Here is a 22,053-nt window from a genome sequence, read left to right on the forward strand (position 1 = left end):
TTACCCCACCAACAAGCTGATAGGCCGCGAGCCCATCCCAGACCGAAAAACTTTCCACCAAACCTCATGCGAGGAAAAGTCATATCCGGTATTAGCCCCCGTTTCCGAGGGTTATCCCAAAGTCCAGGGCAGGTTACTCACGTGTTACTCACCCGTTCGCCGCTCGAGTACCCCGAAGGGCCTTTCCGCTCGACTTGCATGTGTTAAGCACGCCGCCAGCGTTCGTCCTGAGCCAGGATCAAACTCTCCAACAAAAACTGTGGAAAATCATCCCGGCAACAAAAAACTTGCTGCCAAAGGACACCACAACCACACCCACCAAAAACTAGTGGACACAGCCATGGCCAAAATCCTAATGGCACTGGCTTATCAAGCACCCTGTTGAGTTCTCAAAGAACAACCACACACCGGAAAACCAGCCACCTGACCAGGTAACCCGTTCCCGGGGCACTCGCTCAACTTTACTAGGTCTTTCAGGCCCTGTCAACCGGTATCTCCCGGTTCGTGCCGTTCGTCCCTAGCTAGCCCATCCTTGAGCCCGGGCCCGCGGTGAGCCGCACAAGGCAGCATCGTTACGATCCCGAAGTTCGAAGGATTTGGCAGGACGGCCGCTAGCTGATCTCCCCGATCTCTCGGTTCGTTCCGCTTGCCTCGCCCGTTTCCCTGCCGGCTCGCAAAACATTACCCGGTCGTTTCCCAGGCTCCAAATCGGCCCCCCGTGTCCCAGACCACAATGCCGCGACCTGCGCAAACGCATTTTTGCGCCACCCCGGACAACGCAACGTCGCCGATCAAGGCACCCAGCGTGCACACAATCGCCCGCCAACCCAACCGCCACGCAACCACCACAGGCCGAAACCCGCCTCACGCACCACCCCAACCCACTCCGCCGCTGTCCTCATTGACCCCACACCCGGCGTCCCACGCCCAACACCCTCCCGACCCGGATCCCCGCCTCGACAGAATCCGGGACTCCAGGACCAAGACGAGGCTCCGAGGACACCCAACCCGCCAGGGCAACCCGCCAGGGCAACCCGCCAGGGCAACCCGCCAGGGCAACCCGCCAGGGCAACCCGCCAGGGCAACCCGCCAGGGCAACCCGACAACTACGCCCTGATGGCGAGGCCGAGTCGATGCCAGCCGACGCGACTGGAAACGGCCTGGCTGGGAGGCCTGGGTAATGAGGCCTGCGCAGGGCATGGTGACCTGGCCATATTGGGAAATCTGGGCAGGGCGAGCGGATCTTGGAAGGCGTTGGAAGGTAGTTGCGTCGAACGTGCCGCTTCTCTACAAACGGCCGTCCCGCGATCAAGCTTCCGTCCTGCGATTGGTTGGGTGGACGGCGTTGTTCGGGTTCCACGACCTCAGGGTCCTGAGGATCGACGGAAGCACTGCCTAGAGGCGCCGCAGGCTAGAGGCTTCGCAGGGCATCGCCGATTGCTCGGTGGAACGTTGGATACGCCCAGATAGTGGCCTTGAGCGTGGCCACCGGAACCTCGGCCTTCACCGCCACCGCAAGAGCACCCAGCATCTCGCCACCCGACGGTCCGGCCGAGGTGGCGCCCACCAGGACCCCGCGGCCCCGATCAGCGATGACCTTGATGAAGCCCTCGTTGCCCGGGCCATGGATAAACCCACGCGAAGAAGACGGCAGGCTCGAATAGCCGACCTGCACGTCGACGCCGGCGTCGCGGGCCTGCTTCTCCGTGTACCCGACCGCGCCGATCTCCGGATCGATAAACGTGACGCGGGGCTTCGCGTGGAAGTCGGCGGCGGGGCCGCCCTGGCCGAGGATGTCCCGGACGGCGACGTCCGCCTCGTACATCGCCATGTGGGTGAACGCGCCGTTGCCGGTCACGTCGCCGACCGCCCAGACCTTGTCGGCGGCGCGCATCCGGTCGTCGGTGCCGAGGAACCGGGCCGCCGGGTCCAGGCCGATCGTGTCGAGGCCCAGGCCGTCGAGGCGAGCCGCGCGGCCGGTGGCGACGAGCAGCCGTTCCCCGGTGACGGTCGAGCCGTCGGAGAGTACGACGGTGAAGCTCGCGCCGGAGTGGGAGACGCGCTGTGCGCGTACCCCGGTGAGGATTTTGACGCCGTCGGCCGCCAAGGCCGCGGTGGCCGTCGCGGAGGATTCGGGCTCTTCCATCGAGAGCACGCGGGCGCTGCCCTCGATGACCGTGACCTGCACGCCGAAGCGGGCCATGACGTGGGAGAGCTCGAGTCCGATCGCGCCGCCGCCGAGGACGAGCAGCGTGGCGGGCAGGGTCTCGGCCTCGACGGCCTCGCGGTTGGTCCAGTAGGGGGTGCCGGCGAGGCCGTCGATCGGCGGGATGACCGCCGTCGTGCCGGTGGCGATCACGATGCCGCGGCTCGCCGTCCACTCCTGGTCGTTCACGCGGACGCGCCCCGGGCCGACGATGGCGGCCCGGCCGCGGACGAAGTGGCCGCCTTTGGCGGTGAACCGGTCGACCGCGACCTTGTCGTCCCAGGTGTCGGTCGCCTCGTCCCGGATTCTGCGCGCGACGGGCGCCCAGTCGGGCTGCACCTGAGCGTTGCCGGCCAAGCCGGGAATGCGGCGTGCCTCGGCGAGCGCGTTTCCGGCACGGATCATCATCTTGGTCGGGATGCATCCCCAATAGGGACACTCGCCGCCGACCAGCGTGTGCTCGACGCCGACCACGTTGAGGCCCGCCTCCGCGAGCCTCCCGGCGGCCTCCTCGCCGCCCACACCAAGGCCGACGACCACGACATCCACTTGCTGTCCTTCGCCCATGCGACCAGCCTTCCACTTTTCGCCGGTACCGTGCGTGCATGTCAGCGGACGATGATGCCCACGGCTTCGTGGCGCCCGGATATGAAGTCGTCCGGGAGGTGTTCGCGGCACATCCCAGCGGCGGTTCCGCCCTCTGCGTGCTGCGCCACGGCGAGCGGATGGTGGATCTGCGTGAGGGTTGGGCGGACGCCGCCCGTACCCGGCCGTGGGTCGAGGAGACCCTGGTCAATGTGTATTCGGTGGGCAAGCCGGTGATCGCGCTTGCGGTGCTGCTGCTTGTCGACCGCGGCCTGGTCGGGCTCGATGATCCGATCGCGCGTCACTGGCCCGAATTCCTGACCCCCGCTTCGGTACGGCAGGTGCTCACCCATACGGCCGGTCTGCCCTTTTTTCCGGTACGCCGGGAGGCGTCGGACTGGGGCGATTGGGACCTGCTCTGTGCGGACCTGGCCGGCGCGAGCCCGCAGTGGCCGCCGGGCACGGTGGCGGCCGAGCACGCGCTGACCTACGGGCATTTGCTGGGCGAGGTCGTCCGTCGGGTCGACGGCCGGCCGCCGGCGCGTTTCGTCGCCGAGGAGATCGCGGCGCCGTGGGGCCTGGACTTCGGTTTCGGGGCCGCCGAGCCGGAGCGATGCGCCGAGCTCGAGTTCGACCGGCCGGACCGGCCCGCGCTCATGCTCGGCGAGCCCGGGTCGGTGCGTACGCGATCGGTCCTGAACCCGCCGGGCGCACGCGACCTCGCGGTCGTCAACAGCCCGCTCTGGCGAAATGCCGTCGTTCCCGCGGTGAATCTGCACGCCACGGCGCCTTCCCTCGCGCGTTTCTATGCCGGGCTGCTCGCCGGCGGGGTGCTGGACGACCGCCGGTTGCTGAGCGAGGCGCTCGTCGATGACCTGACGTCGGCGCACTTCTCGGGTCATGACCACTTCATCGAGAGTTCGACGACGTGGGGCCTCGGCGTGCAGCTGGAGCCCGACGGGACTTGGGGCATGGGTGGCCTCGGCGGCAACGCGGCGTGGGCGGACCCGGCGACGGGCCACGCGATCGCCTTCGTGACGCGGCAACTCGGCGACTTCGACCGGGTCGAGGCGATCGACGCCGCGATCGCCTCGGTGCGACCTCTCAACTGACCAGGATCGCCGCCGATTCTGTCCCCCACGGGGCATGGGGCTCCCTGCGCGAGTGGAATCACCAGGGTGACGGAGGCGGCCATGCGAGGACGATGGCGGGCAGCACTGGTGTCTGCCGTCCTCATGGCCGCCAACGTGACGCTGCCCGGGGCCTCGACCGCGGGTGGCGCCGGCCTCACCGCGGCGCCGCCGAACACCCGCGCCATGTGGTTGTGGGACGACGACCCCGCCGCCGAGGTGGTGGCCTGGGCCGTACGGCAGCACGTCTCCGAGATCTTCGTGCACGTCCCGCCGTCGGTGCTGGCCGGCGGTGACCTCACGCGGCTGCGGGAGATGAAGCGCTACGCCGATGCCCTGAAGATCAAACTGCGCGCTCTGGGTGGCGACCCGGGCTGGATCGACGATCACGCCGCGGCGCTCGACTGGCAGCGGGCCGCGTCGTCCACCGGGCTCTTCTCCGGCGTCCACCTGGACGTCGAGCCGTACCTGGGCGACGGCTGGACCACCGACCGGCAGGCCACCCTGATCGCGTACCTGAGGCTGCTGGACGAGATGCGGGTGGCCGGCACGCTCCCGATCGAGGCCGACGTGCCGTTCTGGCTCGGCGAGTACAAGGTCGGCTCGAGGAACCTGGCCGACGAGGTGTTGCGCCGGGTGAACGGCGTGACCGTGATGAGCTACCGGGACACCGCGACCGGGACGAACTCCATCCTGTCGATCAGTCAGGACTGGCTCGCGCGGGGCAGGGCCGCCGGCAAGCGGGTGCGCCTGGGCGCGGAGACCGGGCCGCTGGCGGACTGCCCGCACTGCACCTTCCACGAGGAGGGCGCGACCCGGCTCGTCCGAGAACTGGCCAAGGTGGACGCGGCGACGCGCAGGACCGCGGCCTTCGGCGGGATCGCCGTACACCACTACCGCGCCTGGCGGACGTTGCCGGCCTAGGTTTGCGCGGCCACGCCCACCGGACAGGTGGTCGCGGGTCCTGCCGACCATCAACGGACGAACGCAACGGGCCGGCAGGACCCGCTTCCACTGCCGCCCGGCGTACCGGACGGAGCTACGCCGCCGAGTCACGGCCGCAGCCAGACCGCGTCGTCGCGGTGCGACTCGAGCGGCCCGGGATAGTCGAGGCCTGAGCGCACCGCCTCCGGCAGACGCCAGGGCTGGTGCACGGCCTTTCCATCGACGGATTTGAGCTCGGGAACGTAACGACGAACATACGCGCCATCGGGGTCGAAGCGCTCGGCCTGCCTGATCGGATTGAACCGCCGGTGGGGTCTGGTGTCGTGGCCGGTGCCGGCCACCCACTGCCAGTTGCCGGAGTTGTTCGGCACGTCGCCGTCGATCAGCCAGCGGAAGAACCACTTCACGCCGTCGCGCCAGTCCAGGCCCAGATGCTTGGTGAGGAATGACGCGGTGATCAGCCGGGCGCGATTGTGCATCCATCCCTCGGCGCGCAGCTGCCGCATGCCCGCGTCCACCACCGGCACCCCGGTCGAGCCATCCTGCCAGTGCTTCAGCGCGTCCTCGTCGGCTCGCCACCTGTAGTCGCCCGCCTTGCGGTAGGCCTCCGTGGACATCGCCGGGAACGCGGCGGTGGCCTGGTAGTAGAAGTCGCGCCAGCAGAGTTGGCGGACGAAGGCGTCCGGTCCCGGCCCGCCGATCTCCCGGGCCGCGTTCGCCACGGCCAGCGGCGAGACACATCCGAACCGCAGGTAGCCGCTCAGCCGTGAGGTTCCGTCCATGGCCATCTGGTCGTGCAGGTCGTCGTAGGGCCCGAGGTGCCGGAGCCAGGCCTTGAGCCGTCGCTGCCCCTCGCTCTCGCCGCCCGGCGCCGCCCCGGGCGACTCGCTGTCCGGCGCCTTCGGAAGCCGGCCGACGGCGATGCCCGGCGGCAGGGTGATCTTGTGAGGGGTGGCGGCCTCGTCTCGCCACCGCGCCGACTCCCAGGCCCGGTGGTAGGGCGAGAAGACCCGGTAGTGGTCGCCCCCGCCGCCCGGCCGCACGCCGCCCGGCGGGACGACCGTGGTGCCGGGCAGAAGCCGCAGCGAGATGCGGTGCCGCTCGCACTCCCGGTCGAGGCGCTGCTCCCTGCGCCGGGCGTACCCGCTGACGTCGGCGGCGAGCGCGATTCCCTCGGCGCCGACCTCGCGCGCCAGCCTGATCGCCTCCGCGACCGGCTCGCCCTCGCGGACGACCAGGTCGGCGCCCTTTCGACGCAGGGTCTCGCGCAGGTCGGTGAGGCTCTGGTGCAGGAAGAGCGCCCGGTTCGGCGAGATCCCTCGCAGGCGCGGATCGAGCACGAAGAGCGGCACCACCTGCTCGGCGGCCGCGCAGGCGGCGGCGAGGGCCGGGTTGTCGCGCACCCGCAGGTCGCGGGTGAACAGAACCACCGCGGTCCGCATCTCAGCCCCGCACCGACGCGACCATCGGCGTGCCCGCCCTGGTCAGCATGGAGCGCGCCGCCACCCGGGCACGGCGCGGAGCGGGGACCGTCGCCCGGCGGGCGAAGACGTCGTAGTCGGCCGCGACGACCTCGTCGAGGATGCCGCGGTACAGCTGGAAGGCCGTGCGCAGGCAGGCCTGCGAGCCGGGCAGCAGCAGGGTGACTCCGGGAGCCGCGGCGGCGTAGTGCTCGTCGGCGCGGGCCACCGCGGCCCGGATCAGGGATCTGATCCGGGGGCTCGAACGGCGCTGCGCTCGAGCGGCGCGCAGGTCGTCGCGGGTGACGCCGAACTCGGCCAGGTGATCGTCGGGCAGGTAGGTGCGGCCGCGATCGAGGTCCTCGGCGACATCGCGGATGAAGTTGGTGAGCTGGAAGGCGAAGCCGAGCTGGCGGGCCGGCTCGCGGGCGGCGACCGGGTCGCTCGAACCCAGGATGGGCAGCATCATCGTGCCGATGACGGCGGCCGAGCCCTCCATGTAGTCGAGCAGGTCGTCATAAGTCGCGTAGGACGTGATGGTGAGATCCATCGCCATGCTGCGCAGGAACGACGCGAAGTCGGCATGATCCAGGTCAAAGACTGCGATCGTGTGGAGAACCGCGGGCAGCAACGGGTCCTCGGCCGGCCCGCCGGCCAGCCCGGCGAGGAACCCTTCGGACCAGGCGGTGAGCCGCGCCGCGCGTGCCGCCGGGCGCAGGTCATCGGTGCTGTCGACGATCTCGTCGGCGTAGCGCGCGAAGCCATAGAGCGCGTGCACGTGGCGGCGCTTCCAGGCGGGCAGCAACCGGGTGGCCAGGTAATAGGTGCGGCCGTGGCGCTTGTGGATCCCGCGACACCGTTCGTACGCGGCAGCAAGATCGATCTCCATGGCCTCTCCCATCAAATCGACTCACCAATCGACGCAACTGGAATCCTACGGTACTCTCGCTGCCGTGGCCAACGACATCCTCGAGGCAAGCCCTCGTTTCGGGTTACCTCGCCAGACAGCCCCTGAGGTTGATCTCGTGCCCGCCGTCGAGGGCACTCTGACCGAGTTCCTGGACGGCCAGATCTCGGCGCTGGGCGGCGTGGATCCGGCGCTCGGCCGCTTCGCCACCACGACCCGGGATCTCGTGCTGGCTCGCGGCAAGCGACTACGTCCGACGTTCGCCTACTGGGGCTGGCGCGGAGTCGCGGCCCCGGGCGAGCCCGTCGAACCGGTGCTGCCGGCCCTCGCCGCGCTGGAGCTGATGCACACGTTCGCGCTGGTCCAGGACGACGTCATGGACGGCTCGGCGACCCGGCGGGGCAACCCGACAGCGCACCGGGTCTTCGCCGGCCAGCACAGCGACGCGGGCCTGCTCGGCGATCCGGACCAGTTCGGCGTGACGTCGGCGATCCTCGTCGGCGACCTCTGCCTGGTCTGGGCCGATCAGCTCCTGGCCCGGGCCGCGCTACCCGCGGCGACGTTGTTCGCGGCGCGCGCCGGCTACGACCGTATGCGCGCCGAGGCCATCGCGGGGCAGTATCTCGACGTCCTCGGCGAGGCCGCGCCCGGCACCTGGTCCCTCGAGCGCGCGCGGCTGGTCGCGCGGCACAAGACGGCGAGCTACACCGTGCAGCGCCCGCTGCAGTTCGGGCTCGCGCTGGCCGGCCGGACCGAAGCCGGCGTGGCGGCGGTCGACGAGGCCTACAACCGCTACGGCCTCGCGGTGGGCGAAGCTTTCCAGCTCCGCGACGACCTCCTGGGTGTGTACGGCGACCCCGTCGTCACCGGCAAGCCGGCCGGCGACGACCTGCGTACCGGCAAGCCCACCGCCCTGCTGATGCTGGCGCACGAGCTCGCCGACCCCGCGCAGCGGGCCGAACTCGCCCGGGACTGCGCCGAACCGGTCGCCCGGCGGGCCGAGGTGATCGCCGAGACCGGCGCCGTCGCGCGGGTGGAGGCCCTGATCCAGCTTCGGGTGGCCGAGGGCATCGATGCGCTCGCGGACGCGCCGATCCACGACGAGACCCGCGTCGCGCTGACGGACCTGGCTGTCACCGCGACCCACCGCCCGACATGATGAGCCTCTCGCCGACCTGGGAGCTGTGAAGTGCGAAGAGTGACGGGACCGACCGACCACGTGGTCGTGGTGGGCGCCGGGCTGGGCGGCCTGGCCTGCGCGCTGCACCTCGCGGCGGCCGGTCGGCAGGTGACGGTCGTCGAGCGCGAGGCGGTGCCGGGCGGCCGCGCCGGCAGGCTCTCCGTCGACGGATACGAGTTCGACACCGGGCCGACCGTGCTGACCATGCCCGAGCTGATCGCCGAGCCGCTCGCGGCCGTCGGCGAGGAGCTGTCCGACTGGCTCGAGCTGACCCCGCTCGACCCGGCATACCGGGCCCACTACCCGGACGGTTCCACGCTGGACGTGCGCACCGACACGGTCCGGATGGCCGCCGAGATCTCGCGGCTCTGCGGCCCCCGCGAGGCCGACGGCTACCTGCGCTTCGTCGATTTCGCGGGCGGCCTGTGGCGTCTCGAGCGGGACGCTTTCATCGACCGCAACCTGGATACCCCGCTCGATCTGGTCAATCTCAGCCTGCTCAAGCTGCTCGGCATGGGCGGCTTCCGCCGACTCCAGCCGAAGATCAACCAATTCTTCCGCGATCACCGCACCCAGCGCATCTTCTCCTTCCAGGCCATGTACGCGGGCTTGGCACCGCACGACGCCCTCGCCATCTACGCGGTCATCGCGTACCTCGACTCGGTGGCCGGCGTCTTCTACCCGCGCGGCGGCATGCACGCGGTGCCGAAGGCGCTCGCGGGCGCGGCGGAGAAGCACGGCGTGCGGTTCCGCTACGAGACGACGGTGACCGGGGTGGAGACTGCCAACGGCCGGGCCACAGCCGTGTTGACCGATGACGGCGAGCGCCTCCCGGCCGACGTCGTGGTGCTCAACCCGGATCTCCCCGTCGCCTATCGCGACCTGCTGCCCGGGTCCCGCCGTCCACGCCGGCTGAAGTACTCGCCGTCCTGTGTCGTGCTCCACGTCGGGTCGACGCGACACTATTCGAAGATCGCCCACCACAACATCCACTTCGGAACGGCCTGGAAGGGCACCTTCGATGAAGTCATCAACCAGGGCCTGTTGATGAGCGACCCGTCTTTGCTGGTCACCAACCCCAGCCACAGCGATCCCGCCGCGGCGCCGGCCGGACGGCAGACCTACTACGTGCTGGCCCCGACACCGAACCTCGACGTGGCGCCGCTGGACTGGCGGGGCGGCCTCGGCCGCCGCTACGCCGACGAGCTGGTCGGGGTGCTGGAGCAGCGCGGCTATATCGGCTTCCGGGACGGCATCGAAGTCGAGCGCGTGATCACTCCTGACGACTGGGCCGCCCAGGGCATGGCCGCCGGCACCCCGTTCGCGTCGGCGCACACCTTTTCCCAGACCGGACCGTTCCGCCCGGCAAATCTGCACCCGACCCTGGAGAACGTGGTCTTCACCGGCTCCGGCACCCAGCCGGGCGTCGGCGTCCCGATGGTGCTGATCTCCGGAAAACTGGCGGCGTCCCGCGTAACCGGCGTCGCGAAGAACCACGGCGGGAGGGTGGCATGACCGTCTCCCGCGAGGCTCACCTCGTCGAACTGGTCGACACCCTCGGCGAGCCGACCGGCGCCGCCACGGTCGACGAGGCGCACCGGGTACCCGGCCGGCTGCACCGGGCGTTCTCCGTGTTCCTCCGCGATCCGTCGGGCCGGGTACTCCTGCAACAGCGGGCCGCGATCAAGACCAGGTTCCCGCTGCGCTGGGCCAACACGTGCTGCGGTCATCCCCTGCCGGGCGAGGCACCGGCGACGGCCGCCGCCCGCCGCCTGGTCGAGGAGGTCGGCGTGCACGGTGTCGACCTGACCGAGACGGGCGTGTACTCGTACTACGCGGAGGACCCGTCGACCGGCCGGGTGGAGTACGAGTACGACCACGTGCTGGTGGGCGACGTCTCGGCAGACCTGGCCCTGCTGCTCGACCCTGCCGAGGTCGCGGCCGTCCGCTGGGTCTCGATCGAGGAGTTGACCGCCAGCCTGAACGAGGACCCCCGGTCCTACGCCCCCTGGCTGCAAGGAGTCACCGGTTCCCTGATCCGCCACCTCGAGGCCCGGCCGCGCCCGGCCGACGACGCACCGGAGCCGCCGAGTGGCCGATGAGGCCCTGACCGCCGGGGCCGTCGCCCGCCGTCTGGGCGTCGCCGTAACCACGCTGCGCACCTGGCACCAGCGGTACGGGCTCGGCCCCAGCCATCACGTGCCCGGGCACCACCGGCGCTACACCCCGGAGGACATGGCCCGTCTACAGGTAATGCGACGGCTGACCGCCCGAGGCGTGACGCCTGCCGAAGCCGCCGCCTGGGCCCGACACGCGCCCGTGTCAATCGACGTCGCCGCGCCCCCACCCGGCGTCTTCGCGGTGCCACCGCCGACCACTCACGAGCCAGCCGAACCCGCCGCGACATATGAGGCCCCGTCGCAGGCCGCGGACGACGAGAAGACTCCGCACGAGGACCCTCGACAACCACCGAACGATCACGACAGCGGCCCCAACGTCAGGCCGCTCAAGCGCCCGTCGCCCCCCACCGAAGCCTCCCTGCCTCCGGAAACCGGGCGGCAATCCGGGCCAGAGACCGCGCAGCTATCAGGACCAGAGTCCGGGCAGCAGTCCGGGCCACAGACCGCGCAGCAATCCGGGCCAGAGACCGCGCAGCAGTCCAGGCCCCAGACCGGGCAGCAGGCCGGGGCAGAAGCCGCGCAGCAATTCGGGCCGGAAACTGGGCGGGAATTTGGGCTTGAGACCGGGCCGGTCACCAGGGTGGATGCCGTGTGGCCCGGCCTTCTCCGCGCCACCCGCGACGGTGGTGGGAACGCCATCCGCACCGGAAGGGCCGGACCCGCCGCGCGCGGCCTCGCCCGGGCCGCCATGCGCCTCGACGCCCCGGCCCTGCGCGAAATTCTCGAGGCGAGCGTCGCCGACCGCGGCGTGGTCGCAGCCTGGGAGGAAGTGATCAAGCCGGTCCTGATCGGCATCGGCGACCGATACGCAGCGACCAAGCGCTTCATCGAGGTTGAACACCTAATCTCGCGCAGCATCACGGAGGTGCTCGGCTCGGTTCCCCGGCCGCCGGGCCTCCGCTCGCCGCAGGTCCTGCTTGCCGCCGCCGATGAGGAGCAGCACACGCTCCCCCTGGAGGCCCTGGCCGCCGCGCTGGCCGAGGTCGGCGTCCCCAGCCGGCTCCTCGGCGCCCGGGTGCCGCCGCAGGCTCTCTCCGACGCCGTCTCCCGGACAGGACCGGTCGCGGTCGTTCTGTGGTCCCACCTGCCGAGCACCGGAAGCCCGGAACAATGGGTGAGCCTGCTCACCGGACCGCACCGACCACTGCTCGCCGCGGCTGCCGGACCAGGCTGGCCGAGGCACGAACTTCCCGAAGACGTCACCCCGCTGGACAGCCTCCCGGAGGCGGTACGCCTGGTGTCACTCGCCGCCCCGCCGGCCAACCATCGACATAACCGCAGGTCAGAGCCCTAGGAGTGGCGCTGGGGATACCGGTTTGGATGACGGCGGGGGGATCACGTATGCTTTCCAAGCCTCAAGCGGGGCCGGTTGGGGCCCACGCCGCCGGAAGTTGAAATATGCAATGATGGCGGGGTTGCCCTCATCGTCTAGTGGCCCAGGACGCCGCCCTTTCAAGGCGGTAGCACGGGTTCGAATCCCGTTGGGGGTACGAACCGACCTCGGTCGGGGAAGTGGTAAGAAGTAGTACAGCAAGGTCCTGTGGAGCAGTTGGAGTGCTCGCCGCCCTGTCAAGGCGGAGGTCGCGGGTTCAAGTCCCGTCAGGACCGCAACTAGCCAGAAACCGCGTGCACCATTGCGCGGCGCAAGGCCAGGTAGCTCAGTTGGTACGAGCGTCCGACTGAAAATCGGAAGGTCGGCGGTTCGACCCCGCCCCTGGCCACCAAGCCTCTCGCCGGGCTTTGAGCACCGCCCACCTGCGGAAACGCACGGTGGGCGTTTTGCTGTCCGAGGGCTAGTCGTGCCCACCAACAATCCCGTGGTCTCGGTTTTGCCTCATCCGGGGTGCGTCAGTAGCCACCCATGCCGCTCGACCTGAAGTTCCAACGTCGGCGGGTAGGACTAGGCCAGAGGCGAGGTGTTCCGCCGCCTGTTCGGGTTGGTGGATCTTCGCCTTGTCGTATGCGATCGGACCACTCGGTCATCTACCAGGTCCGCTACGTCGCCCGAGTGCCGGAGTAGCAGGCCAGGACTTAGACCCTGGTGAACAAGGTGCCGGCTCCCTGCCGCTTGTGTTGATCACGACAGCCGGAGTCGCAGATTGATCAACTGTTGTAGATTCCCCGACCGGAGGACACGGGGCCTCCGTGACGACTTGAGGAGCGACATCAGTTTGCGAAACACCAGGATCTTCTTCGCCGGTACGGCCATCATGGCGATTTGGGCAATGCCGACGGCAGCCTCAGCGGCGCCTCCCGGGCCCGACTTCGCTCCGGTCATCTGTGAAGTGGGTTCGAAGACCGTGCGGTTCTCGTCCCACGTGAAGTCGAACGTGATCACTCACAAGAAGAAGGTCAGCATCCCGGATGGCGCGACGGGACAGAGGAGCATCACCACCGCCATGGAAAGGCAGGTGACCGCGAGTGTCACCTTCAACCAGAGTGCCACTGTGTCCGCCGACATCGTCATTGCGTCCCTGGAAGGCACGACGGGCCTGAGCCTGGCAGCGAACCTCGCAGTAACGTCCAGCTCGACGCAGACGTTCACCATGAACTTCAACAAGCCGGGAACCTACGTGGTCTTCGACGGTGTCGAGACGGCATCGGGTAACTGGGTCGGATCGAAGTGCAACAGCAACGGCACGGCGATCCTGAACGCGGGCACCGGCAAGGCAAACTCCTGGGCGATCGGCCACGAAGGCGCCATCAATTGCGCTTCCAGTTACAAGGCGGGCTCCATGCAGGCGAAGGCGAAGGAATTTTGCTGATCGCACGACAGGGCGCTCGACGGGCGGCCGCAGGACTGCTCTGCACGGCCACCGTGCTGGCGGTGTCAGCCTGCACCGTGGGTGACGTGCGACGTGACCCGGCTCCGTCGTCGACCCCGGCATCCCAGGCCGGCCCGAGCACTACAGGCGGGACCCCTTCGGGCACAGCCTCCGGCGTTGCTGCCGCAGGGTGCACCGTGCCGATTCCCGAAGCTGAGGCCGGGAAGCGGGTTCTGCGCAGGCTGGACAAGGACAGCACGTCGTTCGGCGTCGAGGCGTACGGGCTGGATCCTGAGGTCTGCCAGACCGCAACAGGGTTGACCGCCATCCCGCTGACCGCGATATGCGCCGGCGTCTTTCCCTGGATCGACGGGGACAGCGACCATCGCATGCAGGTTCTCGGCGCCGCCGGTGCACGACTCGTGGCGAACGCCAACGTTGATGGGCGCCTTCACCAGAACCTTGTCGTCTTCGACAAGACCTCGCCCGCGCTGACCCAACTCGCCCGCTTCGCGTCGACGTGCGGGAATGAGCAACAGAAGGGGAAGGACGGGGTGCGCCGCTGGAAGATCGCGGCAGACGACGCACGTGAGAACTGGGTGCTCATGTCGGGTGGCACGGTCTTGCATCTTCGATTCGACATGGCGATCGGCGACGGTTTCACCGCCGCTGAGATTCAGCGCGTCGCCGACGAAGCCCTCCAGGTCGCCGTCAACGCCGGCGCCTGACCGCGCCACCGCCTCCAAGCGGTCCAGCGTTTCGCTTTGCGGCCACCCGTCGCTGCTCTCCGATGGGTGGCCGCAAAGCGATCGCCGGCACAGCCACTGCGCGAAGCCCAAACGGGCGTGCCAAGAACAAAGAGCCATATGGGCGTGCCAAGAAGCAGACAGGAACGAGGCCGATGCCTCATCGGCTGCGTGGTGTAATCAGCCCCGACTCGTACGCCCAAACGACCAGTTGAGCGCGGTCGCGGCAGTACAGCTTCATCATCGCCCGGTTGATGTGTGTCTTGGCCGTGAACGGACTGATCACCATGCGCTCGGCGATCTCACCATTGCTGAGTCCCCGCGCGACAAGCTCGACGATCTCCTGTTCCCGGGCGGTCAGCACATCACGCCCGGCCGCCGGATCGGCCGGCGCCGGATCGGCGATGAACTCGCTGATGAGTGTGCGGGTGACCGCCGGCGCCAGCAGCGCGTCCCCGCGCGCCACCACCGCCACGGCCTGGAGCAGATCGGCGGGGTCGGCATCTTTGAGAAGAAACCCGCTCGCGCCCGCCCGCAGAGCGGAGAACACATAGGAGTCCAGCCCGTAGTTCGTGAGGATGAGAACCCGCACCGCGACAAGGTCAGGATCGGCCGCGATCCGCCGGGTGGCCTCGATGCCGTCGAGTCCCGGCATCTGCACATCCATCAGCACGACGTCCGGCAGCAGGCGGCGCGACAGCTCGACGGCCTCGGCGCCGTCGGCGGCCTCACCGACGACCTCCAGATCGTCCTCGGCGTCGAGCAGCGCGCGGAATCCGGCCCGCATCAGCGCCTGGTCGTCGGCGAGCAGAACCCGGATCACTCCGGGCCGCCCAGCGGGAACGTGGCCCGTACCGCGAATCCGCCGTCGTCATGCGGTGCGGCGTGCAGCGTGCCGCCGAGCCCGGTGACCCGTTCCCGCATGCCGTGCAGGCCCACGCCGGGGGTCACCGGCCGGGCCGGTGACGCCTGGCCGTCGTCGGTGACCGAGACGATGAGCCGGTCGGGGGCGTACTCGACGTGGATGCGGGCGGTGGCCGGCCCGGCGTGCCGGGCGACGTTGGTGAGGGCCTCCTGCACGACGCGGTACCCGGCCTGGTCCACCTCGCCGGGCAGCTCCTCGGGCTGCCCGGAGACGGTCATGTGCACCGGCACCCCCGCGGCCCGGGTCCGCTCGGCCAGCTCGCCCACCTGGGTCAGGCCGACGCAGTCCGCGTCCGACGGCGTGCGCAGGACGTCCAGGGTCGCGCGCAGTTCCCGCATCGCGGTGCCGCTGGCCTCCTGGATCGCCAGCAGCGCGGCCTCCGGTTCCTCGCCGCGCTTGCGGGCCAGGTGTACGGCGATCCCGGCCTGCACCTTGATCACGGAGATGCAGTGTGTCAGCGAGTCGTGCAGGTCCCGGGCGATGCGCAGGCGTTCCTCGCCGGCGCGGCGCAGCGCCGTCTCCTCGCGGGTGCGTTCGGCGTCGACCGCCCGCTGCTCGACCTGGTCCAGGTAGGCCCGGCGCTGGCGCGCGACGAGCCCGGCGACGTTGGCCGCCACGAACCAGCCGAGTAGCAGCGCCGTGCGTTCGAGGATCTGCTGGCCGGCCCGGTCGGCGGGCGCGGCCGAGATGTCGTGTGCCAGGAAGCCGCCGAGGAACAGGACGCTGGCCGTCGCGGCGGCCAGCCGGTGTCCACGCCACGCGGCCAGGTAGACCACGCCGAGCACGGCGAACGCGGCTGACACCCCGGCGTGCACGCGGACGTGGAAGGCCAGCATGGCCGTGGTCACCACGATCAGCGCCGCCACCGGGTACCGGCGGCACACCGCCAGGGCCGCCGCCATGACCAGCACCAGGGCTACGTCGATCACCCCGACCGGATCGGCGTCCGGTGCGAGCGCGGCGTTGCCGAGCAGGAAGGCGCCGATGGCGAGGCCGCCGGCGGCGTATGGCAGGTCTTGGCGCACGATCGCACTGTAGAACGGCCGTCGCGGGCGAACATCCCGCGCTGGTCGTAGGACCGGCGTACTGCGAACGCGGTATCGGCGCCCGGGCAAGTGCCTGCGGCGGCACGACGCTTTCCCGGCGGGGCGGGGCAAGCATCGAGCGCATGACATACCGCTTCTTCACGCCGGCGAGGGCCTCGGCGGCGGCAGGCCGGACCGCGCAGGTGTACGGGCAGCTGCGCGACGAGTTCCTCGGGCCGGTGCCGACCTTCCGGGCGCTGTCGGCGGCGCCGGAGTTGCTGGCCGCGACCTGGGCGCTGATGCGCGAGGCCCTGCTGGCCGGCGACGTCTCCCGGGTCGAGCGCGAGCTCGTCGCGGCGGCGGTGTCCCGGGCCAACCGCTGCCGGTTCTGCGTCGACGCACACGTGATGCTGCTGCACGCGCTGGGCGAGCACGGGCTGGCCGAGGTCGTCGCCGGGGGCGGCACCCCGTCGCGGCCGCGGCACGCCGAGCTCGCCGCCTGGGCGCGGGCCAGCCGCAACCCCCGGGCCGCCGCGTGGACCAGCCCTTACGGCGCCGAGGTCACCGGCACGCTGCTCGCGTTCCATTTCATCAACCGGATCGTCTCGGCACTGCTCGACCCGGATCTGCTGCCGGGCGGGCTACAGCGCTCCCCGGTGGTGCGGTCGGCCGGCGGCCGGCTGTACGCCAGGATCGCCCGGGTGCCGAGGGAGCCGGGCCGCAGCCTTCCGCTCCTCGACGGCACGACGGCGGCACCGGCCTGGGCCGGGGGCAGCCCGGTCGGCATCGCGTACGCGTCGCTGCGGAACGCCGCAACGGCGGGCGGGGAAGTCCTCAGCGATCTGGCCCGGCAGACCGTCGCGGCGACCGTGCGCTGGGAGGACGGGCGGCACCCGGAGCGGCCCGCGGAGTGGGCCGCCGAACTGGTTCAGGATCTGCCCGGCGCCGACCGGGTCGGCGCGCGGATGGCGCTGCTTGCGGCGTTCGCGCCGAGCGCCATCGACCCGGGCGACGTCGCCCTTTGGCGGCTGTCCCATCCGGCCGACGCCGACCTGGTGCGGCTTGTCGCGTACGGCGCGATCACGGCAACCGACCACGTCGCCCGGGCGCTGATCCCGGCTCCCCGTTAGGAGATCGCCATGCGCAAGGCCCTGGTCGTCGTCAGCCTTCTGTTGCTCGGCTCGTTCGTCCTCCAGTTCGTCTTCGCCGCCGTCGGCGCGTTCACCAAGCCCGCGGGCGACGACTCCTACGCCCTGCACAGCATCAACGGTATGGCGGTGATCCCCGTCCTGACCCTGCTCACCCTGCTGTTCGCCGCGCTGGCGAAGGCGCCGGGCCGGCTCATCGGGCTGGCGGCCCTGGTGCTCGGCCTCGTCGTCCTGCAAGCGCTGATCGCGGCGCTGGCGAACGCGTTCACCGACGCCGCGGGCGCCAGCACCGCGCTCGGCCTGACCGTCGGCGGGCTGCACGCCGTCAACGGGATCGTCGCCGTGCACGTGGCGCTCGGCGTACTCCGGGGAGCGCAGAGGCTGGCCGGGGAGGCGTCGTGAGCACCGGCGGGCTGATCGCGACCGACCTCGTCATCGCGGTCCTCGCGGCCGCCGGATGGCTGGGCGGGGGCGCCGCGGCGGCCGCCCGGCGCCGCCCGCTCGCGCTGGGGCTGGCCCTCTTCGCGCTGCTCGCCACGCTCGCCCGCGCGATCACCGTGACCGCGCTGGCCCGCGCCGGCTGGTGGTTCGCGGCGGAGAAGATCCTCATCGCGGCCCCGTTGTCGCTCGCGGCCGTGGCCGTCGCCGGGCCGCGGCTCTTACGGCCCCCGGTCGACATCCGGTCCGTCGCGGTCCCGCTCCTCTTCGCCGGGTACGCGCAGAGCGCCGCGCTGCTCGTGACGGTGCTGCACGGCTATCCGGCGTCGGCGGGCGCGGGTCTGCTGGCGGTCGCCGGGGTCGTCGCGGCGACCACGATCTCGTGGCGCGTCCTCGGCACCCGCCCGTCCCGGGCGGCGTACCGGGCGGCCCTCGTGCTGGCGGTCGGTGCGCTGGTGGCCGGTACCGGGCTCGCCGCCGCGCCGGGCGCCACGTCCGGCGCGCCGCACCACCACGAGTATCGGGATGCGCGAGCACTGGGCGAGCCGACCAGGAGATTCACCCTGACGGCGGGGACCGCGACGGTGAACGTGAGCGGCCGCGACATCGCGGCGTGGGCGTTCAACGGGCAGGTTCCCGGGCCGGAACTCACCGCGACTGTCGGCGACGTCATCGAGGTGGTGCTGCGTAACCGAAACATCGATCGGGGGGTCACGCTGCACTGGCACGGGTACGACGTGCCGAACGGTCAGGACGGGGTGCCCGGCGTGACGCAGGCGGCGGTGCGGCCCGGAGCCGAGTTCGTCTATCGGTTCCGGGCCGGTCAGGCCGGCACCTACTGGTACCACACGCACGCGGTCTCCGACGTCGGCGTGCGGATGGGGCTGTACGGCGTGCTCGTGGTGCGCCCGGCCCCGGCGACCGGCGTCGATGTCACCGTCGCGGTGCACACGCTGGCCGGCCTCCCGCTTCCCGTGCCGAGGACGGAGCCGGTCGAGGCGGCGGCGCCCGTGCGGCTGCGACTGGTCAACACCGACGACACGACGCACCGGTACGCCCTGGCCGGGACCCCGTTCCGGGTCGCCGCGATCGACGGATTCGACCTGCGGGAGCCGGCGCCGCTCGTGGACACCGCCGTCCTGATCCCCGCCGGGGGCCGCTACGACCTGGTGTTCAGCGCGCCGGCCACGCCCGTGGCGCTGTTCGTCGACGGCCGGGCGGTCTACGCGACCGGGACTGCGCCCGCGGCGACCGCCGGATGGCCGGTGCTGGATCCGCTCACCTACGGCGCCCGTTCGCCGGTGCCGTGGCCCCGGTTCGACCGGCGGTTCACCCTCACGCTCGACCGCGGCCTCGACCTGCACGGGCTGCTGCCGCGATACGCGCACACCGTCAACGGCAAGGCCGATCCCGACATCCCGCCGCAGGTCGTGCGCCTGGGCGACGTCGTCAAGTTCACGATCGTGAACCGTTCGCTGGTGGTGCACCCCTGGCATCTGCACGGCCACCACGTCCTGGTGCTGTCCCGCAACGGCAGCCCGGCGACCGGGAGTCCACTCTGGCTGGACTCGTTCGACGTGCGGCCCGGTGACGTGTGGGAGGTGGGGTTCCGCGCCGACAACCCCGGGATGTGGGCCAACCACTGCCACAACCTGCCGCACGCCGACGCCGGGATGACCTTGCACCTGATGTACGCAGAAGGGGAGGCCCGGATCGGACCTCCCCTTCACGTGCGCTGATCAGCGTTCGCAGTTCAGCCTGACGTCGTTCTCCAGCGCGAGGCAGCCGTCGCCGGCGGCGGTGCCGTTCGTGCCGCCGTCCAGCTGGTCGGCGACCCCGGTGGCGGTGCCGTCGGCGCCGTAGAGCTCGTCGTCGCCGGCGTGGCCGTAGATCCGGTCGCTGCCGCCCTCGCCGAAGAGGGTGTCGTTGCCGGCTTCGCCGTACAGGTGGTCGTTTCCGGGACCGCCCCGCAGGACGTCGTTGCCGCTGTTTCCGTGCACCCGGTCGGCGCCGCCGTAGTCCCAGAAGCTGTCGTTTCCGGCGCCCGCGTAGACGAGGTCGGCCCCGGTGCTGCCGTGGATCTCGTCGTTGCCGGCCTGGCCGTAGATCGTGTTGGGGCCGGCGTTCGCCTCGATGTAGTCGTTGCCGTCGCCGCCGTAGATGGTGTCGTTGCCGCCCTCGCGCCGGACGTCCCCGCCGGTGGCGCCGGCGTTGGAGACGTCGCCGTAGATGAAGTCGATGCCGCCGACCCCGCGCAGGATGTCCGCGCCGGCGCCACCCCAGAGGGTGTCCCGGCCTTCACCGCCGGTGATCTTGTCCTTGCCGCTGCCGCCGTCGCCGGCCAGGCTCAGCGTGGACTTGTTCACCAGGGTGTCGTTGCCGTCGCGCAGATAGACGCGGACGCTGACCAGCTTGACCTTGGCGGTGCAGCGAACCTTGGTCTTGTCGCCCTTGACCTTCTTGCAGCCGGCACCCGCCTTGATCGCGACCCGGTCGTCGATCGTCACGGTGTTGCCGGACAGCGTGATGACGACCTTGTTGGTCTTGCCGGTGGCCGCCTTGTACCAGACCTTGCCGCCGGTCTGCACGTAGGCCTTGCCGGTGCTGGCGGCCTGCGCGGGCGACGCAAGGGCGCCGGTCGAGACGGTGGCGAGCAGCGCCAGACCGACCCCGGCCAGCCATTGTGGACGTGACATGGAACCTCCCCCGTGAAAGCCGTGCGAACGTTTCTCACATCGACTGACGGCAGCTTAATGATGATGGTCAAGCGCCGAAAGACGTAACTCACGGTGAACGTTGGCTATCACATACGGGTACATGGAGAGATCCGTCGGCGCGGCCGTCCGGCAGGTCGGCGGCCCGGACCGGCCGCCTGAAGGGCGTCTAATCGCCTGGCCAGAGGCCCCCAGGGGCAGTTTGACCTTTCTTGCAGTCTGCGTGGTGACCTAGCGCTGCGGCGTCGCGTTCCGTACAGCTAACCGGGAACAAAGTTCACGGGAGGAACGAACGTGCTGAAGTTCAAGAATGTGGAAGAACAGGCGGCCTGGAACATGGCGGAGGCCCTGAGCGAGAAGGGCTTCTCCTGTATGCGACAGGCGGAGGAGGCCGCCGAGAACTTCCGGGTGGGCAAGATGCAGATGCGGCGCAACTTCAAGGCACGCGGCCTGTCCGAGGTGGATGCCGACATCCGCTGGTCAGGGATGACCGCGGCGAAGAAGGCGCTGTCCGACAACGGCTGGTACATGTCGCAGGCGACCATGTACAACGAGGCCGCCGCGGCGCAGTACGCGAAGGCGCTCTACCTGAAGAACTGCGATGAGGCCTAGGTCGCCGGCAGGCCGGTGCCGCCGAGTGAGGCGGTCCGGCCGGCCGCGTAGCCCAGCCGGCGGCCGGTGCCGGCCAGGCGGCGGGGCCCGAGCCGGGCCAGGTTCGGGTAGGTCTCGTCGCGCCGGCGATCCACCTGCTCGGTGCGGTCGACCAGGACGAGCTCGGCGCCCGGGACGTCGGCGGCCGCCTCCCGCTCCGCCTCGGTCAGCCGGGCCCGGATCGCCTCGGTGAAGCCCCACAGCCAGGATCGCCGGAACGCGGCCGGGTGGTCGAAGTCCGGGACCTGCGTCGCCGCCAGGCCGTGTGCGGCCTGCACGAGCAGCGACGTGAACAGCAACTCGATCCGTTCCAGGTCGGCGACGTGGCCGAAGAGATGGATCCGCGCCGTGCCGCGGCGCTCCAGGTAGACGACCCGCGAGCGCATCGCGACGGCGACGGCCCCGAGCAACCCGGCCTTGTCCCGGGCGTACGGCGCCTCGATCGTCACCAGCTTGTCCCCGACCGGGTCGAGGGCGGGATCGGCGCCCGCCAGCAGCGCCTGGTCGACGCCGTACTTGGCGATGAGCTGCGCCGCCTTCGCGGTGAACGCCTCGGCCTCGGCCGGCGTGCAGGCGGGATCCTCGGCCTTGGCGAGCAGCTTGCGTACCCGGGCGAGCAGGGGATCGTCGGTCATGCCGCCCGGTGGCGCAGCGTGGCCACCGTCGAGCCCGCGAGGGCGAGCAGGCAGTCCGGGAGCTGGCCGTCGGCGATCGCGGCGCCGAACAGCGCCTCACCGGTGAAGATGTCCCCGTTGACGTACGCGCTGACGAACCGCGCGACCCAGCGCTTGTCGTAGCGCGCGTCGTCGATCCCGGGGAAGTCGAGGGTCCAGGCGCCGCCCTTGGGCACGTTCTGTCCCACCATCGTCGCGGCGAGACACCAGGCCACGTCGTAGGCGCCGACGACCCCGGAGCGGTCGACAACGGCGTCGAAGGTGCCCACCACAGCGTCGCTGTCGCCGCTGAGCGCGCAGTCCAAGACCTGCGTCGCGTCGTCGAATGCGTGCTGTGGTATTTCCGTCACGTGGAAAAGGTACGCGGATCCGTC

20 protein-coding genes, 3 tRNA genes, 1 rRNA gene and 1 pseudogene (1 of these 25 only partly in view) are annotated in these 22,053 nt (G+C 70.5%); 16 read left to right on the forward strand and 9 right to left on the reverse strand.

Features of this window, described 5'->3' with window-relative positions; genetic code table 11:
• Positions 1–254, reverse strand: a 16S ribosomal RNA gene (locus BJ971_RS38240) (it extends 1,262 nt beyond the left edge of the window).
• A gap of 1,157 nt (positions 255–1,411) precedes the next feature.
• Complete coding sequence (locus tag BJ971_RS38245) at positions 1,412–2,773, reverse strand: dihydrolipoyl dehydrogenase family protein (protein ID WP_184998165.1); 1,362 nt, start codon at positions 2,771–2,773, stop codon at positions 1,412–1,414.
• Positions 2,774–2,811: 38 nt separating this feature from the next.
• On the opposite strand from BJ971_RS38245, the gene BJ971_RS38250 reads away from it, so the two are divergent.
• Both BJ971_RS38250 and BJ971_RS38255 read left to right on the forward strand, forming a co-directional pair.
• Complete coding sequence (locus BJ971_RS38250) at positions 2,812–3,903, forward strand: serine hydrolase domain-containing protein (protein WP_184998166.1); 1,092 nt, start codon at positions 2,812–2,814, stop codon at positions 3,901–3,903.
• A 108-nt stretch (positions 3,904–4,011) separates the two neighbouring features.
• Complete coding sequence (locus BJ971_RS38255; RefSeq protein WP_184998167.1) at positions 4,012–4,845, forward strand: hypothetical protein; 834 nt, start codon at positions 4,012–4,014, stop codon at positions 4,843–4,845.
• 128 nt (positions 4,846–4,973) lie between these two features.
• Here BJ971_RS38255 and BJ971_RS38260 read toward each other — a convergent pair whose 3' ends face one another.
• Together BJ971_RS38260 and BJ971_RS38265 are read right to left on the reverse strand one after the other, a co-directional pair.
• Positions 4,974–6,308 (reverse strand): cryptochrome/photolyase family protein, encoded by a 1,335-nt coding sequence (locus tag BJ971_RS38260; RefSeq protein WP_184998168.1) that lies wholly within the window; start codon positions 6,306–6,308, stop codon positions 4,974–4,976.
• A gap of 1 nt (position 6,309) precedes the next feature.
• Positions 6,310–7,215, reverse strand: a complete 906-nt coding sequence (locus BJ971_RS38265) for a phytoene/squalene synthase family protein (RefSeq protein ID WP_184998169.1) — start codon at positions 7,213–7,215, stop codon at positions 6,310–6,312.
• A 64-nt stretch (positions 7,216–7,279) separates the two neighbouring features.
• Here BJ971_RS38265 and BJ971_RS38270 point away from each other — a divergent pair, with 64 nt between their 5' ends.
• The 10 genes and pseudogenes from BJ971_RS38270 to BJ971_RS38310 all read left to right on the forward strand — a co-directional run bounded on the left by BJ971_RS38270 (position 7,280) and on the right by BJ971_RS38310 (position 14,086).
• On the forward strand, positions 7,280–8,392 hold the full coding sequence (locus tag BJ971_RS38270) for a polyprenyl synthetase family protein (RefSeq protein ID WP_239087528.1): 1,113 nt from the start codon (positions 7,280–7,282) through the stop codon (positions 8,390–8,392).
• Between the two features lie 30 nt (positions 8,393–8,422).
• The gene (gene crtI, locus BJ971_RS38275; protein WP_184998171.1) at positions 8,423–9,928 is read left to right on the forward strand and encodes a phytoene desaturase family protein; all 1,506 of its coding nucleotides are present in this window, start codon (positions 8,423–8,425) and stop codon (positions 9,926–9,928) included.
• Positions 9,925–10,515 carry an isopentenyl-diphosphate Delta-isomerase gene (gene idi / locus BJ971_RS38280; RefSeq protein WP_184998172.1) on the forward strand — a complete coding sequence of 197 codons (591 nt, stop codon included), beginning with the start codon at positions 9,925–9,927 and terminating at the stop codon, positions 10,513–10,515. Before crtI ends, idi begins: the two co-directional genes overlap by 4 nt.
• Positions 10,505–10,768, forward strand: a pseudogene (locus BJ971_RS41870) (MerR family transcriptional regulator); the annotation flags it as partial. The gene idi and the pseudogene BJ971_RS41870, both read left to right, overlap by 11 nt.
• Positions 10,769–11,281: 513 nt before the next feature.
• Complete coding sequence (locus BJ971_RS42745) at positions 11,282–11,887, forward strand: B12-binding domain-containing protein (protein ID WP_417281806.1); 606 nt, start codon at positions 11,282–11,284, stop codon at positions 11,885–11,887.
• Positions 11,888–12,010: 123 nt separating this feature from the next.
• Positions 12,011–12,083: transfer RNA gene (locus BJ971_RS38290), tRNA-Glu, on the forward strand.
• Positions 12,084–12,127: 44 nt separating this feature from the next.
• Positions 12,128–12,201: transfer RNA gene (locus BJ971_RS38295), tRNA-Asp, on the forward strand.
• A 39-nt stretch (positions 12,202–12,240) separates the two neighbouring features.
• Positions 12,241–12,317 (forward strand) — tRNA-Phe (locus tag BJ971_RS38300).
• A 429-nt stretch (positions 12,318–12,746) separates the two neighbouring features.
• Complete coding sequence (locus BJ971_RS38305; RefSeq protein WP_184998173.1) at positions 12,747–13,358, forward strand: hypothetical protein; 612 nt, start codon at positions 12,747–12,749, stop codon at positions 13,356–13,358.
• 197 nt (positions 13,359–13,555) lie between these two features.
• On the forward strand, positions 13,556–14,086 hold the full coding sequence (locus tag BJ971_RS38310; protein ID WP_184998174.1) for a hypothetical protein: 531 nt from the start codon (positions 13,556–13,558) through the stop codon (positions 14,084–14,086).
• Positions 14,087–14,264: 178 nt separating this feature from the next.
• On the opposite strand, the gene BJ971_RS38315 is transcribed toward BJ971_RS38310, so the two are convergent.
• Positions 14,265–14,927, reverse strand: coding sequence for a response regulator (locus tag BJ971_RS38315; RefSeq protein WP_184998175.1), 663 nt, complete (start codon positions 14,925–14,927; stop codon positions 14,265–14,267).
• Positions 14,924–16,054, reverse strand: coding sequence for a sensor histidine kinase (locus BJ971_RS38320; protein WP_239087529.1), 1,131 nt, complete (start codon positions 16,052–16,054; stop codon positions 14,924–14,926). Before BJ971_RS38320 ends, BJ971_RS38315 begins: the two co-directional genes overlap by 4 nt.
• 143 nt (positions 16,055–16,197) lie before the next feature.
• Between BJ971_RS38320 and BJ971_RS38325 the strand changes: the two genes are divergently transcribed.
• From BJ971_RS38325 to BJ971_RS38335, 3 genes are read left to right on the forward strand one after another with little or no spacing between them, the layout of a single operon-like run.
• A complete protein-coding gene (locus BJ971_RS38325; protein ID WP_184998177.1) occupies positions 16,198–17,184 on the forward strand; it encodes a carboxymuconolactone decarboxylase family protein in 987 nt (328 codons plus the stop codon).
• A 9-nt stretch (positions 17,185–17,193) separates the two neighbouring features.
• Positions 17,194–17,604: a DUF6220 domain-containing protein gene (locus tag BJ971_RS38330; RefSeq protein WP_184998178.1), complete on the forward strand. Its 411-nt coding sequence runs from the start codon at positions 17,194–17,196 to the stop codon at positions 17,602–17,604.
• On the forward strand, positions 17,601–19,379 hold the full coding sequence (locus tag BJ971_RS38335) for a multicopper oxidase family protein (RefSeq protein WP_184998179.1): 1,779 nt from the start codon (positions 17,601–17,603) through the stop codon (positions 19,377–19,379). The genes BJ971_RS38330 and BJ971_RS38335 overlap by 4 nt, the downstream gene beginning before the upstream one ends.
• Here the strand turns inward: BJ971_RS38335 and BJ971_RS38340 are convergent, their stop codons facing one another.
• Positions 19,380–20,336, reverse strand: a complete 957-nt coding sequence (locus BJ971_RS38340; protein ID WP_184998180.1) for a calcium-binding protein — start codon at positions 20,334–20,336, stop codon at positions 19,380–19,382.
• A gap of 312 nt (positions 20,337–20,648) precedes the next feature.
• Between BJ971_RS38340 and BJ971_RS38345 the strand changes: the two genes are divergently transcribed.
• On the forward strand, positions 20,649–20,966 hold the full coding sequence (locus BJ971_RS38345) for a hypothetical protein (protein ID WP_184998181.1): 318 nt from the start codon (positions 20,649–20,651) through the stop codon (positions 20,964–20,966).
• On the opposite strand, the gene BJ971_RS38350 is transcribed toward BJ971_RS38345, so the two are convergent.
• Both BJ971_RS38350 and BJ971_RS38355 read right to left on the reverse strand, forming a co-directional pair.
• A complete protein-coding gene (locus BJ971_RS38350; RefSeq protein ID WP_184998182.1) occupies positions 20,963–21,640 on the reverse strand; it encodes a DUF2786 domain-containing protein in 678 nt (225 codons plus the stop codon). The genes BJ971_RS38345 and BJ971_RS38350 overlap by 4 nt on opposite strands.
• Positions 21,637–22,029 (reverse strand): hypothetical protein, encoded by a 393-nt coding sequence (locus BJ971_RS38355; protein ID WP_184998183.1) that lies wholly within the window; start codon positions 22,027–22,029, stop codon positions 21,637–21,639. The genes BJ971_RS38350 and BJ971_RS38355 overlap by 4 nt, the downstream gene beginning before the upstream one ends.
• Between the last annotated feature and the right edge of the window lie 24 nt (positions 22,030–22,053).

The organism is Amorphoplanes digitatis (assembly GCF_014205335.1).
In the GTDB taxonomy this organism is placed as follows: Bacteria; Actinomycetota; Actinomycetes; order Mycobacteriales; family Micromonosporaceae; genus Actinoplanes; species Actinoplanes digitatus.

Excerpts from the sequence above, each read along its gene's own strand:
- BJ971_RS38265 (WP_184998169.1), bottom strand. The coding sequence starts at position 7,215 with ATGGAGATCGATCTTGCTGCCGCGTACGAACGGTGTCGCGGGATCCAC.
- BJ971_RS38260 (WP_184998168.1), bottom strand. The coding sequence starts at position 6,308 with ATGCGGACCGCGGTGGTTCTGTTCACCCGCGACCTGCGGGTGCGCGAC.
- BJ971_RS38325 (WP_184998177.1), top strand. The coding sequence starts at position 16,198 with ATGACATACCGCTTCTTCACGCCGGCGAGGGCCTCGGCGGCGGCAGGC.
- BJ971_RS38330 (WP_184998178.1), top strand. The coding sequence starts at position 17,194 with ATGCGCAAGGCCCTGGTCGTCGTCAGCCTTCTGTTGCTCGGCTCGTTC.
- BJ971_RS38340 (WP_184998180.1), bottom strand. The coding sequence starts at position 20,336 with ATGTCACGTCCACAATGGCTGGCCGGGGTCGGTCTGGCGCTGCTCGCC.
- BJ971_RS38250 (WP_184998166.1), top strand. The coding sequence starts at position 2,812 with ATGTCAGCGGACGATGATGCCCACGGCTTCGTGGCGCCCGGATATGAA.
- BJ971_RS38350 (WP_184998182.1), bottom strand. The coding sequence starts at position 21,640 with ATGACCGACGATCCCCTGCTCGCCCGGGTACGCAAGCTGCTCGCCAAG.
- idi (WP_184998172.1), top strand. The coding sequence starts at position 9,925 with ATGACCGTCTCCCGCGAGGCTCACCTCGTCGAACTGGTCGACACCCTC.
- BJ971_RS42745 (WP_417281806.1), top strand. The coding sequence starts at position 11,282 with ATGCGCCTCGACGCCCCGGCCCTGCGCGAAATTCTCGAGGCGAGCGTC.
- BJ971_RS38245 (WP_184998165.1), bottom strand. The coding sequence starts at position 2,773 with ATGGGCGAAGGACAGCAAGTGGATGTCGTGGTCGTCGGCCTTGGTGTG.